Raw genomic sequence first — 14250 nt, 5'->3', positions numbered from 1 at the left:
CTGGTCCATTGCTGCGAAAGTTTTCAATAAAAGCAATTTTTATGGCTGAATAAGCACTTTTGTACCATTCGGAACCAGGCTGGCAAGCTCCAATACATCCTCGTTATACATCCGAATACAGCCTTTGGAAACTGATTGGCCAATGGATGCTGGATTGTTCGTTCCGTGAATTCCATAACCCAACTTGGATAGCGAGAGCCACATCACACCATATGGGCCTCCGGGATTAGGTTCTCTGTTCACAATAACAAAATCGCCAATTGGTGTTTGAGTGAGCATTTGTCCAACAGCAATAGAGTATATTTTTTGGACTGCTCCTTTTTTTAAAAGAGTTAAATTTCTTTTACCTCGGGAAACGATAATGGTATATGGAATGGTTTCAGGGTTTGGGAGGCCTGGGATTAAGATTCGCTGCCCGACGTAGATCAAATTTGGATTTAGAATGGCTGGATTGACTGCAAGCAGCTGGCTGGGGGTTCTGCGGTAGTTTTTCGCGATAACGCTCAGAGTCTCACCAGGCTTTACAATATGATAAATAAAAATCATTCCCTTCTTTAATAAGTCTATTTCAAATATATGCAAATAAATGAAAGCAGGGAACTTAAAAAAATAGCACGAGAGAGGAGGAAAAAATAGAAAAGGAAAGCTGCCCAAAAAGGTGCTTTCCTCTTTATTCTTTGTTATTGGAGTGTAGTGTGAATACGGTCATTTCAGGCTTGGACAAAAATCGGAATGGAAGTCTGGTGGTACCGAGTCCTCTATTAACATAAAGGGTTAGGGGTTCCTGGCTGCCGATCTGGTAAAAACCTTCGTGATATTTTTTTGCATATGGCGGCTTTACTAGTGCACCGAAAAAAGGGATTTTTATTTGTCCGCCATGGCTGTGACCGCTTAATTGAAGATGTATGCCAAAGGAGGAGGCCCCGTCAGCCAAGTCAGGTGCATGAGACAAAAGTATTTTAAAAGATGATTCCTGAGCATCTTCAACAGCAAGCTTTATATCCGGCCTCCCGAGCATGGCATCATCAATACCGATAACATAAATGCTGTTTTCCGAAATGGCAATTTTCCGGCTTTCATTAATCAAGAGGGTAAATTCTGCTTTTTCCATGATAGATTTATAGATGTCAGATCCATACCCGCCATGATCATGGTTTCCGTAGATTGCAAACTTGCCTAGAGGAGCCTCCAATTTTTTTAAAATGGGTGCAATTCGACTGGCCTCTGCATACTTATTGGGCTCATCCATTAAGTCACCAGTGAAAAAAATAATATCGGGATTTTGTTTATTGATTTTGTCAATTAACTCTTCCAGCTGGCTCAATTCATAATGAAATCCCAGATGAGTATCACTGAATTGAACAATTTTCAGATTATCGAAAGCATGTGGAATAGCTTTATTAGTAATTGTATGAGTCGTAATATCTAAAAGCCGGGGTTCTATATCTCTTGCATAATAGTAGCCTCCCGCACTCAAACCGAAAGCGGCAGCGGCAAAGCCGAGCAATCTTTTTAAAAAGGATCTTCTGGACACTTTTTTCGGCATTTATTTTTACCAACCTATCTAATTATATTTTTTTGTCGCTAAGTATTTTATTTATGGCATGTGGCCTGGGTGGCCATAAAATAGCTGTTCCTTCTAATACTATCAAACTATGCTTTTGAAAAGAAGAATAAACTGCTTTAGTAAGGATTTCTTCATTTCCTAATTTCTAAAAAAATTACGAAAATTCTATATTTAATGTTAAAATATAAATGAATGATGATTCATTTCAGGAGGGGATATTGATGAAAAACAAAACGGTTATCGTGACTGGCGGTTCCAGTGGTATGGGGAAATATATGGCGAAGCGTTTTGCAGAAGCCCAAGCCAACGTGGTGATAACAGGAAGAAATCCAGACAGGCTGGAAGCAGCAAAAAATGAAATTGATAAATATCCGGGACAAGTATTGACCGTCCAGATGGATGTGCGGGAATTCGAACATGTTAAACATATGCTAAATGAAACACTGAATACTTTCGGACAAGTTGATTTCCTGGTTAATAATGCAGCAGGAAATTTTATATGTCCTGCAGAGCAACTAAGCGCAAATGGATGGAATTCTGTTATTAATATTGTCCTGAATGGAACCTTTTATTGCTCCAGTGAAATAGGTAAATACTGGATTGAGAAAGGGATAAAAGGAAGCATTATCAATATGGTGGCTACATATGCGTGGGATGCTGGTGCAGGTGTTATCCACTCGGCTGCAGCAAAAGCAGGTGTATTATCCATGACACGTACATTGGCAGTCGAGTGGGGAAGAAAGTATGGGATTAGAGTCAACGCTATTGCACCAGGCCCTATCGAACGAACAGGAGGGGCAGACAGGCTTTGGGAATCTGAAGAAGCCGCTAAAAGAACTCTTCAAAGTGTACCGCTTGGCAGGCTGGGGAAACCCGAAGAAATAGCAGAATTGGCTTTCTTCCTGTTTTCAGATCATGCAAATTATATAAATGGAGAATGCATTACAATGGATGGAGGTCAATGGCTCAATCAATTTCCATTTTAATAAAAGGGTGGGTAAATTCCATTTTTGGACATAAAAGCGGCCGGCTGAATGAATTTCAGCCGGGCTTCATAAGCTATTGGTAACTGACAGCTCTTGACTTCAAGGCATGCCACGATGAAATAAATCTTTCCTTTGATACTTTCACCTTTTTTCTACCTGAAAGCGGATCGTTTAAATAAACATACTGATTATCATAGCCAACCAATACAACAGCATGAAGATCCAATGGTGTTTTTATGGTTTGGTTTCCATGGGTCCATGACTCCCAGCGGTCTGGGAGCCTATAATCTCCTGTGGTCCAAACGACAACTGGGTATCCTTTGGATGTATGATTTAAGACAGATTCAAAGTTATGCCCGGTTAAATTAACTGCTCTCCCCGGAAGGTATTGATTGACTAAGTTCTCAATAGGTTTATCAAACACAGCATATCCAGCACTGCTTCCTGTCATATCTCCTACAAATCCTTCTGCTGGATTACCCCATTTTAAAATATCACCTTTAGAGCGTACAAGTGCATCATCTTCCTTTTTTACGCTTTTATATAAATCCATTTTTCCAATCTTTACACCAGCATGCTGCAGGACCATCGCCAGGCTTGTTACTTCGCATCCATACTTCAATTCTGGATTTTGTTTGATCAGTGGAACATCAATCATAACTGACCGTTTTTTATATACTGAAGCCGTTTTAGTGTTTTGAGCTGTAAATTTTTGTCCTTGCGGCTGTTCTTCTAATGCTTGTATCTTGCCATCCGTGTTTCTTGAGGACATTTCATCTTGTTGGACTTTAGTTCGCACTGGTTCCGAATGATTGCAGCCCAGCAATGGAATAAGAAGGAATACAAATAGGAGATTCCTCAATGCAATACCCTCTTTCTTTGATGTTCTGGTATTAGGTTGTGAGGAATTGCGGGTCCATATGATGTAAAGCTTTTGCCAAACCATACTGTTTTATCAATAAGTGGAACCTGTATTTTATATAGCAAATGTTTAAGGCGAATATGGTATAATATTTCATTAATCGAAGTCTAATGGGCAGAATGATATCCTCTAAGGACTCAGGAAACTAAGGGGATAAGTTGGAGACAAACTGCTCGTAAAGGCCCGATTGGTTCAACTAACAACCAGTGGTGGAAAAAGACTGCCTCACTGGCTGAAGTTTCACTTTATACATAGGGAGGCTAATGGACATGGATGCGTTGGATATTCTTACAGATTTAGAAAATGTATTTCCTTACTTCCAGCCAATATTTAGTGCGGATGAGCACCGTGTCATTGGTTATGAGGTACTGGGACGTTACAGAGGATCCAAAGGGGTAGTCAGTTTGGGACCTTTATTTCAGGATGAAACCATCCCAGAAGAGTTTCGGCTTGAGGTGGATTATGAAATCCTAAAGAAGGCTTTGGAAAAAGCAATTCACTTGGATCAAGATATTATGCTTTTTATAAATAGAGATGCAGACCTTTTAATGCATAGTGATGGAGAACAGTTTTTGAAAACACTCCATGACTATGAAAAAAAAGGGATAAGCCTTGATCGGATTGTTCTTGAAATAACCGAGCGAAATTATAAGGGCGATATTGGCCATCTTGACCATCTTTTAAATTACTACAGAACATATGGGATTAAATTAGCAATAGATAAGCTTGGCAATGAAAGCAGCCGCCTTGACCGAATAGGGCAATTAGCACCGGACATATTAAAGGTTGATTTAATATCAATGAGGTCAACTGCAACTGCATATAATTTTAACGATATTCTTTATTCATTATCCATGCTTGCTAGGAAAATTGGCGCAAGCTTGCTTTTTGAAAATATTGAAATGGTTCATCAGCTGCAATACGCCTGGAAAAATGGCGGCCGTTTTTATCAAGGCTATTATTTGCAAAAACCAGCAGAACAATTTACAGAAAGGGATATTTTAAAAGAAAAGCTTAGGAAAGAATGTCATCAGTTTATTGTCCATGAAAAGAAAAAACTTGAATCACTATATCAAGTGACGCTGGAGTTTAATGAAAAAGTGAATGAATTCGTAAGTAAAAATCGTAAAATTTCCGATTATGAAGGAAGTCTGGAACATCTTGCACGGCTTTTAGATGGAGCAGCTTTTCGCCTTTATATTTGTGATGAAGATGGATTTCAGAAATCGCCTAACCTTTTTAAAAAGGAAGAGGGATGGAGTCTGCAGAAAGAATATCTCCAGAAAAATTGGAGCTGGCGCCCATACTTTTTAGAAAATATCATGAAAATGAGGATAAATAAAAAAGGAATCCTTTCTGATTTGTATACCGATATTGAGACAGGGGAAACAATCAGGACTTTTTCCTTCCCGCTTAATGCGGAAGATTATTTATTTGTTGATTTATCATACAATTATCTATATGAGCAAGATGGATTATTATAGAGGCAAAAATAACTAGTATAAACATTCTCCAAATGAGGAACTGTAAGGGTAGAACCTTTCCTTGAGGAGAGATTAAAAATGAGTATGTTCGCATGGATTATTTTATTTATTGGACTTGGAGTACTGGTTTTTTCCCTGATATACACCTTATTTGTTGCAAAAGAGAGAAAAGCTGTTAAAGGAGATATCGACACTGAAATTCCTGATCAAGTACAAAAACATGCTTATATTCGCAATCCGATATTCTTAACATATGCGATATGTTTTGGCATATTAATTGTTATGATTACTTATTTTGCACTTACATGGAATTGGTAAAAGACCCCGGTGCGGGTCTTTTCTTATGGTTTTTTTGTTAGAAAATATTTACAAGCATCGATAAAGGCTCTTTCGCCATAAAAACGTTATTTCTTTGTCAATACGGGTAGATTTATAACAAGAAAAGAATTTTTCTGTCAAACGATAAGAGAATTTCTGGTACGAAAAAAATCGGTGGTTCATTCTTTTGCTGGTAAAATTGAGGGTATATATAAAGAGCGAATAAGAAAGGGAGAGTGGAATGTACAAGCACTTATTAGGATTTTTATTTATCTTTTCAGCTATGTTTGCAGTGAGTTCTTCCCATTCTAACGCTGAGAGCGGCTTTTCAGGCAATGAGGAGGTCTATAAATTTTTACAGGAAGCGTTTCAGGCACAAGTATCATTAAGCGAAAAAGAGAGAAGTCTGGAAGAAGTGATGGGTGTGCTGGATCCCTATTTTTCGGAAACAGCCAAAGAAACGTTCTTGAATGCAAACCTTATTTCTGAAAATGAAAAGCATATTATTTATGGTTCAGATGCTGCCTCATTTTATATTCCGTTTTTCTCCTATTCAAATGATACAAAGGTAGTTGAGGACAAAGATAAAATATATGTTTATGAATATTTTCCAGGAACCCAGGAAGGCCCTGTAGGCTATGAAAGCCATTATGAAGGTATTTTGCTTGAAAAGGAGAAAGGCAAAATGAAAATTGTACAATTTTTGGATGAAAACATACCGGACTTGATTCTAGAGAAGGCAGATAAAGAGCAAAATACTTTAAAGGCCTCTTTTAAAACCTCTGTTGAACCAATTTTGTTCAATAATCCTTCGTACCAATTTAGTTTTCTATTGAGCCCATTTGATGCATTTCTCCGGACAGGAGGCATTTTATTAACAAACAATCAGGCAGGAGGGCTTGCTTTATTTCAGCAAAATGAATTAAACAGCCAGCTGGCTTCCAATTAGAAAAGAGCTTAAAGGCACCTTATGCTTTTAAGCTCTTTTCGATTCTTTAATTTGCAAAACCGATTTCAGTTTTTCCAAATCAAACCCTCTAATAACAGTATTCCCGATAATAATGGTTGGGGTAGAGAAAGAATTATACTGTTCGGTTAATTCCTTGTGTGCGCCTGTATCTTTTTTTATATCCTTTATTGTAAATGAATAACCGTACTCGTTTAAAAACTTCTTGATTATTTCACAGGGTGGGCAGTCAGGCTGTGTATACAGGATTATTTCTTTCAACTAAAAGTTCCTCCTAAAATTTAGTACAGTTATCATTTTAACGCAGGTGTATCAGGAACTCAACTGCCATACTTGTAAAGATAATCAATTAGCCCCATGGCACAAACTTCCATATCTATCGACAGGATTTTATAGACAGAATGATTCATTGGAATGCCTTTCTCAGTGAGATAAGACCTGATTGCTAAGTCAAGTTTATCCTTTACAGCCAGTGTTTGCAACTCGAATGCTCCTCCTTCTGCCATGCCTGATTTGCCTGCTTTAATAAATACGTCAAGCCACTCCCTGATTTGTTTATATACCTCTTTTGGATTCCTGCTTATGCCGTAATGTCCAAAAAAAATATAGTCCAAATTTAGTTCTTCATACATTTCGATAGAGGCTAGCATTTTTTCCGGGTCGAACTGGTTCGGTGATGTGGATGGCAGGTATAGTTCAATGTCGTCTTCCTTGAGCTGGGGGTATGCTACACCAGCAGTATCACCTGTAAACATCCCATTTAATACAGGATGAAAAATGCTGAAGTGGTGGTTTGCATGTCCAGGTGAGTGATAAAATGTAAGTGTGCAATGAGATCCGATCGCTAGTTCGTCTTCATGATCTTTAATAATTATTCTTTCTTGCGGCACTGGAAGAATAGGAATAAAAAGTTCATCAAACTTATCGCCATATACGGCTCTTGCACCGGCAATTAAACGGGATGGGTCTGACAAATGCCGGGAGCCTTTCGGATGTACAATTAGCTTTGCATTTGGACAATGTGCTAGCAGAAGGCCTGCTCCACCGGCATGATCCAGGTGGATATGGGTTACAATGATGTAGTCTACATCCACTGGTTCCAATTCAAGCTTTTCTAACCCATCCAGAATATAGGGGATTGAGGGGCTTGCGGATGTTTCTATCAATGTTAGGTGTTCTTCTGTTAAAACATATGTACCGGTGCGTTTTTCCATTGAAAGGTCAAAATCATCAATCAAATAAAGGTTTTCAGCCAGTTTTTCAGGTTTTTTCAAAAAAAATCACTCCCTTTATATAGCTTTTGCTTGTACAAATGCATGACATTATTTTATTCTGTTAATATTGGTATGTAAAGTATTAAGGTTGAATATTCTGAATTCAATTTATAAGGATAGAAACATGCCAAAAGAGAAACCTAAATGTATGATTATGGGTTTTGTTTTGAAAGGAGAGAGAGCATGTCACAGCTTCAAGGTATATTAACACGCTTAAAGAGCTTGCAGGAACAATCAACTGCCGGAGAACCTATGCAAAGATTTTTTGAGGTAAATGGAGAAAGGAAATGCCAGGTTACTTATCATCCCAAGAATGAAACATTTGAGTTGGAAGTATATAATGATAAAGAGAAGCCGAAAAGATATCAATTTGATAATATTGATATGATCACGATCGAAATCTTTGACTTGATCCAATAATGATCTACTTACATAAGGGGCCTTTAAGGCTCCTTTTTATTGATCTCTTATATCCCTTTGAACTTAGAGAACTGTCTAGCTCCAGGCGCCTACCCCCTCGAGGACCGGCTTGTGCTTGAGGCCCACAGGATGCGGGTCATGCAGACGTTGCCACAGGACGTGGCATTCTTAGTCTGCGTTCCTTCGTGGACAAGGCGCCTTGCGCTTTTCTTATTTTACAGTAAATATTTTTCTGTTATTTATGTTCCATGATATACTGGCTGTAACAAAAGGGCAGAGGTGCAAAATGTATTATCTAATCTTAATCTTGCTTTTTTTCACTGTACTTCTTATGCTTGCAGATTTGATCAATACAAAAAAGGAAGTAGTCATGATCCGGAAAACCCTTGAAGAGATGAAAAAGATTCTTGAAGAAACCAGGGGATCCAAGAGGTAAAGGATACATATCAGAGTGAAATATGGAAAAGGATATTAGCAAGAGGTGATATTATGATGCCAATTGTTAAATGTCCAAGCTGCTTGGCTGAAAAAGAAATAGATGGAGTCTTGACAGCTCAATCTAATCAGAATGTGATTTTCCGCTGTCCCAATTGCCATTATGAAGTCAGGGATATTCAAACAAGTAAGGGATGATTAAGTAAAAAGGGGGAAAACCGCTGGAAACTATGATAAAATAAAAGGGATTTATAACCTATTTTGAGGAGTTTTCGGCGATGATAAGTCTTTATAGCGAGGAATTTTTAGAATTTAACATTAGTGATTTTATGATTCCTTCAGAACGGGTAGCGCATGTCCAGGTGGGCAATAATCTGGAGCACGCACTCTTGGTATTGACAAAAAGCGGCTATACAGCCATTCCGGTCCTTGATCCGCATTATAAGCTCCAGGGTTTAATCAGCACTCCAATTATCATGGATTCCATTCTTGGCCTGGAACGGATCGAGTTTGAAAAGCTGGAGGAAAAAAGAGTGGAAGAGGCCATGAACCGCACGATCCCCCAACTTGATATCAAAGCTTCTTTCCAGCAAACTATCGGTCTTTTAGTCGATCATCCTTTTTTGTGCGTAGAAAATAAGGAAGGATATTTTGAAGGGATACTGACACGAAGAACTGTTTTGGATCAATTAAATAAGCATATCAGAAGATTGAATAGACAATAATGAAATGATTCGGCTCCCCAACTGAGGGAGCTTGCTTTATTTTTAATGAAGTTCTGATTAGCCAATTGGAGGGGAAAACTTGAGCCGGGGAATACATAAAGAGATGGCTGAAGGAAAGAAAAGAGTGACAAAAAAACCTTTTGTGCTCGCTTCGGTAATGCTTGCAATGTTCATGGGGGCAATTGAAGCTACAATCGTTTCCACAGCCATGCCTGCCATTGTAGGCGACTTGGGAGGCTTTGCATTATATAGCTGGGTGTTTTCGGCGTACTTGCTGATGAATGCTGTCACAGTTTTAATTTACGGTAAGCTGTCCGATTTGTTTGGACGGAAGCCAGTATTGACGTTTGGAATTATTGTGTTTTTAATCGGTTCCTTTTTATGCGGATTCGCTGAGTCCATGTCCATGCTGATTATTTTCCGTCTTATTCAGGGATTTGGGGCAGGGGCTGTAATGCCAATTGCCACAACAATAGTCGGAGATATATACACAAAAGAGGAAAGAGCGCAGGTACAGGGCTATTTATCAAGTGTCTGGGGGATATCTGCCATTATGGGGCCGGCAATTGGAGGACTTCTTGTAGAATATGTAAGCTGGCGCTATGTATTTTGGGTTAATATTCCTCTTGGAATAATGGCTATTGCAGGCTTATGGCTCTTCCTGCATGAAAACGTTGAAAGAAAAAAGCATCAGATCGACTATGCTGGGGCTATTCTTTTAACCGTTTCAATTTCTTCGCTGATGTTTGTACTTGTAGAAGGCGGTACAAATTGGGCGTGGAATTCAATGGAAGCAATCAGCCTGATTTCTGTGAGTGTAATTGCATTTATATTATTTATCCTGCAGGAGCAAAAAGCCGCCGAGCCCATGATGCCTTTTAACATTTGGAAAGAAAAGCCCATCCTGATTGCAAACCTGGCCTCTTTGACGACTGGCGTCATGCTGATTGGCATATCCAGCTTTCTGCCTGCCTTTGTCCAGGGGGTCATGGAAAGGTCTCCTATTGTAGCGGGCTTTACACTGACAACCATGTCGATAGGCTGGCCAATTGCAGCGGCTGCGGCAGGGAAATTGCTGTTAAAGATTGGGTTTAGAAGCACCTCAGTTTTAGGAGGAGTATTCCTTATCTTGGGAAGTATTATGTTCGTGACCCTTACACCAGAAGCGGGACCGATATGGGCATCTGCAGGAAGTTTCCTGGTTGGTGCCGGAATGGGCTTGACCAGCACGGCCTTCATAGTATCGATCCAAAGCACTGTGGAATGGAAACAGCGGGGGATCGCAACAGCAGCCAATATGTTTATGAGGAATCTTGGAAATACGATTGGAGCAGCGTTGCTTGGCGGAATTCTAAACAGCCAAATAATGTCTTATATTCAGAAAAACGGTGAAGGAATTGAAGCCGATTTATCTCTTGATTCAGCCAATGTCCTATTAAATGAAGAAGCACGAAACAATCTTGGGACAGGAGTAAAAGAGGTGCTGCAGGACGGGCTGACGTTCTCGCTGCACTCGGTTTATTATGCAGTGCTGCTATTTGCAGTCATAAGCTTTATACTAGTTATTGCTTTGCCAAAAAATGAAAAAGAAGCCGCTTCTTAAATTTCCTTATTTCAAGCAAAAGCTCTGCATAGAAATGCAGGGCTTTTTTAGTCTTAAATGATTCTAATCAGAAGCTGAATGATTAGAAGGAGCGTAATAGCATATAGATGCCATTTGAGAATCCGAACGGAAATTTTATTTGCGCCCATAATAGAACCGACATCGAGAAAAAAGCTAATGCTGATATTGAAGTTGCCGGCAGCAAAACCAATTAAGGAAAAAATCAAAAGTTCCATAAATCTTCCACCTCCTGTTGATAACATTTTATTCGCATTTTTATGATAATGAATTTCTAATAAATTTAAGATATACTATAAGAAAAAGTTATTAAGGGGAGCTGGCGATGTCTTCACTTACGGAATTCCATCTTCTATCTGTATTGGCTCAGGAAATGAATATGAGAAAAGCGGCTGAAAGATTATTTGTGTCTCAGCCGGCATTATCCCAGCGCCTTGTGAATATTGAGAAAGAGTGGGGGAGCAGGCTTTTCATCCGTTCTCAGAAAGGCTTGTCTCTGACACCAGCAGGTGAACTTGTCATCCACTTCGTTAACGAAGTGCTGGTGAAGGAGGAAAAAGTGAGGGAGTCGATCACTGCCTTAAATTCAGAAGTGCATGGGACTCTAAAAATAGCGGTAGCTTCCATTGTAGGACAGAACTGGCTGCCTCAAGTGCTAAAAAAATTTGTAAGCCGGTATCCGCAAGCAAAAATTTCTCTGATTACTGGCTGGAGCAGTGAAATATTAAAATCTCTCTATGATGACCAAGTGCATATAGGAATTATTCGGGGTACCCCTGACTGGAAAGGGGTAAAGATTCCCCTTTTTAAAGATAGTCTCTATCTTGTAGATACGGAGATTACAAGGCCTGAACAGGTTCTTGAAACGGATCGTCCATTCATTCAATTTAAAAGTGATTCAAATTATTACCAGGAAATTCAGGACTGGTGGCTAAGGCAATTTAAGACTTCGCCTAAAAGGACCATTGTGGTAGATCAAATCGAGACATGCAAACAGATGACTTTCAATGGGATTGGGTACGCTATTCTTCCGGCCATTACCCTGAATGGTGCAGAAAAAAATATTTTTAAGATACCGCTTCTGGATGAGCATAACATGCCTATAAAGCGCGATACTTGGCTGCTTGGCTATGAGACTGCTTTTCAGCTTAAACAGGTACAGGCTTTTGCTGAATTAATAAAAGAGCATATTGAAGAAGAAAGGCAATGAAGGTTGCTTTCTGCTGCCTGGAAAATATAGGGATATAGCGAAAGCGGCATGATTGATTAAACGTTAAATTCCATGTGATAATTCTTGTTTTCAATGCTTTTGTTTGTTAAAGTAATTCTAGTTGCAAAGTTATACATAGAGGAGGACTTTTAATATGAAAATGATGGATGCAAACGAAATTATTTCATTTATCCAAAACAGCACAAAGTCAACACCTGTAAAGGTTTATGTAAAAGGAGATTTAGAAGGGATCGACTTCGGGCCTTCAGCTAAAACTTTTTTAAACGGCAATACTGGGGTTGTATTTGGTGAATGGGCTGAAATTAGCCAGGCTATCGAATCCAGCCAGTCAAAAATTGAAGATTATGTGATTGAAAACGACCGCAGAAACTCTGCGATTCCTTTGCTTGATATGAAAAATATTAAAGCGCGCATTGAACCGGGTGCTATTATCCGTGACCAGGTTGAGATCGGCGATAATGCAGTTATCATGATGGGTGCTTCCATTAATATTGGGTCCGTTATCGGTGAAGGCACCATGATCGATATGAACGTTGTCCTTGGCGGCAGAGCAACTGTCGGAAAAAACTGCCACATTGGTGCTGGAACTGTATTGGCAGGAGTTATCGAGCCTCCTTCAGCTAAACCGGTTGTTGTTGAGGATGATGTTGTCATCGGTGCTAATGCTGTGGTTCTTGAAGGTGTAACAGTAGGTAAGGGCGCTGTTGTTGCTGCTGGCGCAATCGTCATTGACGATGTTCCTCCTTATACTGTTGTTGCAGGCACTCCGGCACGCGTGATAAAAGAAATCGATGAGAAAACAAAATCCAAAACAGAAATTAAGCAGGAACTTCGTCAGCTATAATTGCAATTAAACTAAAGCGTGGATTATATCCGCGCTTTTTCTAAATAGACAGAAAGGGGAAAATGCCCATGAGTGGGACAAATGCTTTAATTGATATCCGTAGAGAACTTCATAAAATTCCTGAAATTGGATTTCAAGAATACAAAACACAGCAGTTTTTGTTAAATTACATAGATTCACTGCCGCAGGAAAATCTCGAGATAAAAACATGGAAAACAGGGATTTTCGTAAAAATCAATGGGAATAATCCTTCCAAGATGATTGGTTACAGAGCTGACATGGATGGACTGCCAATAGTTGAAGAAACAGGTTTGCCATTTAAGTCAGAGCATAAGGATCAAATGCATGCCTGCGGACATGACTTGCATATGACGATTGCCTTGGGGCTGATCACCAGATTTGTGAAAGAACGAATCAATGATGATTTACTGTTCATTTTCCAGCCTGCAGAAGAGGGTCCCGGTGGAGCTGAACCAATGCTAAAATCGGACATTATGCAAGAATGGAAGCCTGATATGATTATAGCTCTTCATATTGCTCCTGAGTATCCTGTCGGAACGATTGCTTTACGGGAAGGCCTGCTGTTCGCCAACACCTCCGAATTGTTCATCGATTTAAAAGGAAAAGGCGGCCATGCTGCATACCCGCACAACACCAACGATATGGTGGTTGCGGCCTGCGCATTGGTCAGCCAGCTGCAGTCCGTTGTTTCAAGAAATGTCGACCCGCTCGACAGTGCTGTTATTACGATTGGAAAAATAACTGGAGGTACTGTACAAAATATTATTGCTGAAAAAGCAAGGCTTGAGGGAACGATCCGGACGCTTTCTCCTGAATCTATGAAAAAAGTAAAAAGCCGGGTTAAGGCGCTTGTAAGAGGAGTAGAAGTTGGATTTGAATGTGAGGCTTTAACCGATTTTGGGAGCATGTATCACCAGGTATACAACGAAGAAACGTTAACGAGAGAATTCATGGAGTTTGCCCGTTCCAATACAGAGATGAATGTAGTTGAATGCCGGGAAGCAATGACGGGTGAAGATTTTGGCTATATGCTCGAAAAAATACCCGGCTTTATGTTTTGGCTGGGAGTGGAATCTGAATATGGACTTCACCATGCCAAATTGAATCCAGATGAAACGGCAATCGAAAAAGCAATTGATTTCATTGCAGCGTATTTAAAATATAAAGGTTAATGAAGGATGCCTGCTTTTTGGCAGCTATTTTTTTCTTTAAGAAAAATGGTTAAATGAAGGAATTTATTAAAAAGCTGATTGCACTGCCTTTTTGAAAAGGGCCCTGCATTCAGCTTTATTTTTTACAAAATTTACCTTTTTTCCCGCTCAGTGCCTGCTTATTTCTGAATGAGGATCTGATGAGGGAATGGAATCTAAATGCCATTAGCATCAAGAGCTTCTTTGAGGGCTTTTCTAAGCAGCCCATCGCTCCATATTTTCCG

Annotated in this window: 18 protein-coding genes; 12 read left to right on the top strand and 6 right to left on the bottom strand. The window is 39.5% G+C overall.

Annotated features, from left to right (window positions below; all coding sequences use genetic code 11):
• Positions 1 to 39: 39 nt before the first annotated feature.
• Both NCCP133_RS12890 and NCCP133_RS12885 read right to left on the bottom strand, forming a co-directional pair.
• Positions 40 to 537 (bottom strand): L,D-transpeptidase family protein, encoded by a 498-nt coding sequence (locus tag NCCP133_RS12890; RefSeq protein WP_264805507.1) that lies wholly within the window; start codon positions 535 to 537, stop codon positions 40 to 42.
• A 133-nt stretch (positions 538 to 670) separates the two neighbouring features.
• Positions 671 to 1546 (bottom strand): metallophosphoesterase, encoded by an 876-nt coding sequence (locus NCCP133_RS12885; protein ID WP_264805419.1) that lies wholly within the window; start codon positions 1544 to 1546, stop codon positions 671 to 673.
• Between the two features lie 242 nt (positions 1547 to 1788).
• Between NCCP133_RS12885 and fadH the strand changes: the two genes are divergently transcribed.
• Positions 1789 to 2553 (top strand): 2,4-dienoyl-CoA reductase, encoded by a 765-nt coding sequence (gene fadH, locus NCCP133_RS12880; protein ID WP_264805418.1) that lies wholly within the window; start codon positions 1789 to 1791, stop codon positions 2551 to 2553.
• 73 nt (positions 2554 to 2626) lie between these two features.
• Here fadH and NCCP133_RS12875 read toward each other — a convergent pair whose 3' ends face one another.
• Positions 2627 to 3415, bottom strand: a complete 789-nt coding sequence (locus tag NCCP133_RS12875; protein WP_264805417.1) for a C39 family peptidase — start codon at positions 3413 to 3415, stop codon at positions 2627 to 2629.
• Positions 3416 to 3744: 329 nt separating this feature from the next.
• Between NCCP133_RS12875 and NCCP133_RS12870 the strand changes: the two genes are divergently transcribed.
• From NCCP133_RS12870 to NCCP133_RS12860, 3 genes are all read left to right on the top strand, one after another.
• Entirely contained in the window at positions 3745 to 4959 is a 1215-nt protein-coding gene (locus NCCP133_RS12870) for an EAL domain-containing protein (RefSeq protein ID WP_264805416.1), read from the top strand.
• A 78-nt stretch (positions 4960 to 5037) separates the two neighbouring features.
• Positions 5038 to 5277, top strand: a complete 240-nt coding sequence (locus NCCP133_RS12865) for a hypothetical protein (protein WP_264805415.1) — start codon at positions 5038 to 5040, stop codon at positions 5275 to 5277.
• A 241-nt stretch (positions 5278 to 5518) separates the two neighbouring features.
• The gene (locus NCCP133_RS12860) at positions 5519 to 6226 is read left to right on the top strand and encodes a DUF3993 domain-containing protein (RefSeq protein ID WP_264805414.1); all 708 of its coding nucleotides are present in this window, start codon (positions 5519 to 5521) and stop codon (positions 6224 to 6226) included.
• A 27-nt stretch (positions 6227 to 6253) separates the two neighbouring features.
• Here the strand turns inward: NCCP133_RS12860 and NCCP133_RS12855 are convergent, their stop codons facing one another.
• Together NCCP133_RS12855 and NCCP133_RS12850 are read right to left on the bottom strand one after the other, a co-directional pair.
• Positions 6254 to 6505, bottom strand: coding sequence for a glutaredoxin family protein (locus tag NCCP133_RS12855; RefSeq protein WP_264805413.1), 252 nt, complete (start codon positions 6503 to 6505; stop codon positions 6254 to 6256).
• A gap of 59 nt (positions 6506 to 6564) precedes the next feature.
• On the bottom strand, positions 6565 to 7518 hold the full coding sequence (locus NCCP133_RS12850; protein ID WP_264805412.1) for an MBL fold metallo-hydrolase: 954 nt from the start codon (positions 7516 to 7518) through the stop codon (positions 6565 to 6567).
• A gap of 183 nt (positions 7519 to 7701) precedes the next feature.
• On the opposite strand from NCCP133_RS12850, the gene NCCP133_RS12845 reads away from it, so the two are divergent.
• From NCCP133_RS12845 to NCCP133_RS12825, 5 genes are all read left to right on the top strand, one after another.
• Complete coding sequence (locus NCCP133_RS12845; RefSeq protein ID WP_264805411.1) at positions 7702 to 7938, top strand: YkuJ family protein; 237 nt, start codon at positions 7702 to 7704, stop codon at positions 7936 to 7938.
• Between the two features lie 286 nt (positions 7939 to 8224).
• The gene (locus tag NCCP133_RS12840) at positions 8225 to 8374 is read left to right on the top strand and encodes a hypothetical protein (RefSeq protein ID WP_264805410.1); all 150 of its coding nucleotides are present in this window, start codon (positions 8225 to 8227) and stop codon (positions 8372 to 8374) included.
• Positions 8375 to 8427: 53 nt separating this feature from the next.
• Complete coding sequence (locus tag NCCP133_RS12835; protein ID WP_264805409.1) at positions 8428 to 8571, top strand: hypothetical protein; 144 nt, start codon at positions 8428 to 8430, stop codon at positions 8569 to 8571.
• Between the two features lie 80 nt (positions 8572 to 8651).
• On the top strand, positions 8652 to 9098 hold the full coding sequence (gene cbpB, locus NCCP133_RS12830) for a cyclic-di-AMP-binding protein CbpB (protein WP_264805408.1): 447 nt from the start codon (positions 8652 to 8654) through the stop codon (positions 9096 to 9098).
• 103 nt (positions 9099 to 9201) lie between these two features.
• A complete protein-coding gene (locus tag NCCP133_RS12825) occupies positions 9202 to 10701 on the top strand; it encodes an MDR family MFS transporter (protein ID WP_264805505.1) in 1500 nt (499 codons plus the stop codon).
• Positions 10702 to 10754: 53 nt separating this feature from the next.
• Here NCCP133_RS12825 and NCCP133_RS12820 read toward each other — a convergent pair whose 3' ends face one another.
• On the bottom strand, positions 10755 to 10937 hold the full coding sequence (locus NCCP133_RS12820; RefSeq protein ID WP_264805407.1) for a hypothetical protein: 183 nt from the start codon (positions 10935 to 10937) through the stop codon (positions 10755 to 10757).
• Positions 10938 to 11044: 107 nt separating this feature from the next.
• On the opposite strand from NCCP133_RS12820, the gene NCCP133_RS12815 reads away from it, so the two are divergent.
• The 3 genes from NCCP133_RS12815 (at position 11045) to NCCP133_RS12805 (ending at position 13987) form a co-directional block, all read left to right on the top strand.
• Positions 11045 to 11929, top strand: coding sequence for a LysR family transcriptional regulator (locus NCCP133_RS12815; protein WP_264805405.1), 885 nt, complete (start codon positions 11045 to 11047; stop codon positions 11927 to 11929).
• Positions 11930 to 12083: 154 nt separating this feature from the next.
• Positions 12084 to 12794, top strand: a complete 711-nt coding sequence (gene dapD, locus NCCP133_RS12810; RefSeq protein ID WP_264805404.1) for a 2,3,4,5-tetrahydropyridine-2,6-dicarboxylate N-acetyltransferase — start codon at positions 12084 to 12086, stop codon at positions 12792 to 12794.
• A gap of 68 nt (positions 12795 to 12862) precedes the next feature.
• On the top strand, positions 12863 to 13987 hold the full coding sequence (locus NCCP133_RS12805) for an N-acetyldiaminopimelate deacetylase (protein WP_264805403.1): 1125 nt from the start codon (positions 12863 to 12865) through the stop codon (positions 13985 to 13987).
• Positions 13988 to 14250 lie beyond the last annotated feature (263 nt).

The organism is Cytobacillus sp. NCCP-133 (assembly GCF_026011715.1).
Classification (GTDB): Bacteria; Bacillota; Bacilli; order Bacillales; family Cytobacillaceae; genus Cytobacillus.
This window is presented reverse-complemented; position numbering and strand designations above follow the sequence as displayed.

Excerpts from the sequence above, each read along its gene's own strand:
- NCCP133_RS12865 (WP_264805415.1), top strand. The coding sequence starts at position 5,038 with ATGAGTATGTTCGCATGGATTATTTTATTTATTGGACTTGGAGTACTG.
- NCCP133_RS12820 (WP_264805407.1), bottom strand. The coding sequence starts at position 10,937 with ATGGAACTTTTGATTTTTTCCTTAATTGGTTTTGCTGCCGGCAACTTC.
- NCCP133_RS12870 (WP_264805416.1), top strand. The coding sequence starts at position 3,745 with ATGGATGCGTTGGATATTCTTACAGATTTAGAAAATGTATTTCCTTAC.
- NCCP133_RS12815 (WP_264805405.1), top strand. The coding sequence starts at position 11,045 with ATGTCTTCACTTACGGAATTCCATCTTCTATCTGTATTGGCTCAGGAA.
- cbpB (WP_264805408.1), top strand. The coding sequence starts at position 8,652 with ATGATAAGTCTTTATAGCGAGGAATTTTTAGAATTTAACATTAGTGAT.
- fadH (WP_264805418.1), top strand. The coding sequence starts at position 1,789 with ATGAAAAACAAAACGGTTATCGTGACTGGCGGTTCCAGTGGTATGGGG.
- NCCP133_RS12835 (WP_264805409.1), top strand. The coding sequence starts at position 8,428 with ATGATGCCAATTGTTAAATGTCCAAGCTGCTTGGCTGAAAAAGAAATA.
- dapD (WP_264805404.1), top strand. The coding sequence starts at position 12,084 with ATGAAAATGATGGATGCAAACGAAATTATTTCATTTATCCAAAACAGC.
- NCCP133_RS12885 (WP_264805419.1), bottom strand. The coding sequence starts at position 1,546 with ATGCCGAAAAAAGTGTCCAGAAGATCCTTTTTAAAAAGATTGCTCGGC.
- NCCP133_RS12825 (WP_264805505.1), top strand. The coding sequence starts at position 9,202 with ATGGCTGAAGGAAAGAAAAGAGTGACAAAAAAACCTTTTGTGCTCGCT.
- NCCP133_RS12860 (WP_264805414.1), top strand. The coding sequence starts at position 5,519 with ATGTACAAGCACTTATTAGGATTTTTATTTATCTTTTCAGCTATGTTT.
- NCCP133_RS12845 (WP_264805411.1), top strand. The coding sequence starts at position 7,702 with ATGTCACAGCTTCAAGGTATATTAACACGCTTAAAGAGCTTGCAGGAA.
- NCCP133_RS12840 (WP_264805410.1), top strand. The coding sequence starts at position 8,225 with ATGTATTATCTAATCTTAATCTTGCTTTTTTTCACTGTACTTCTTATG.
- NCCP133_RS12805 (WP_264805403.1), top strand. The coding sequence starts at position 12,863 with ATGAGTGGGACAAATGCTTTAATTGATATCCGTAGAGAACTTCATAAA.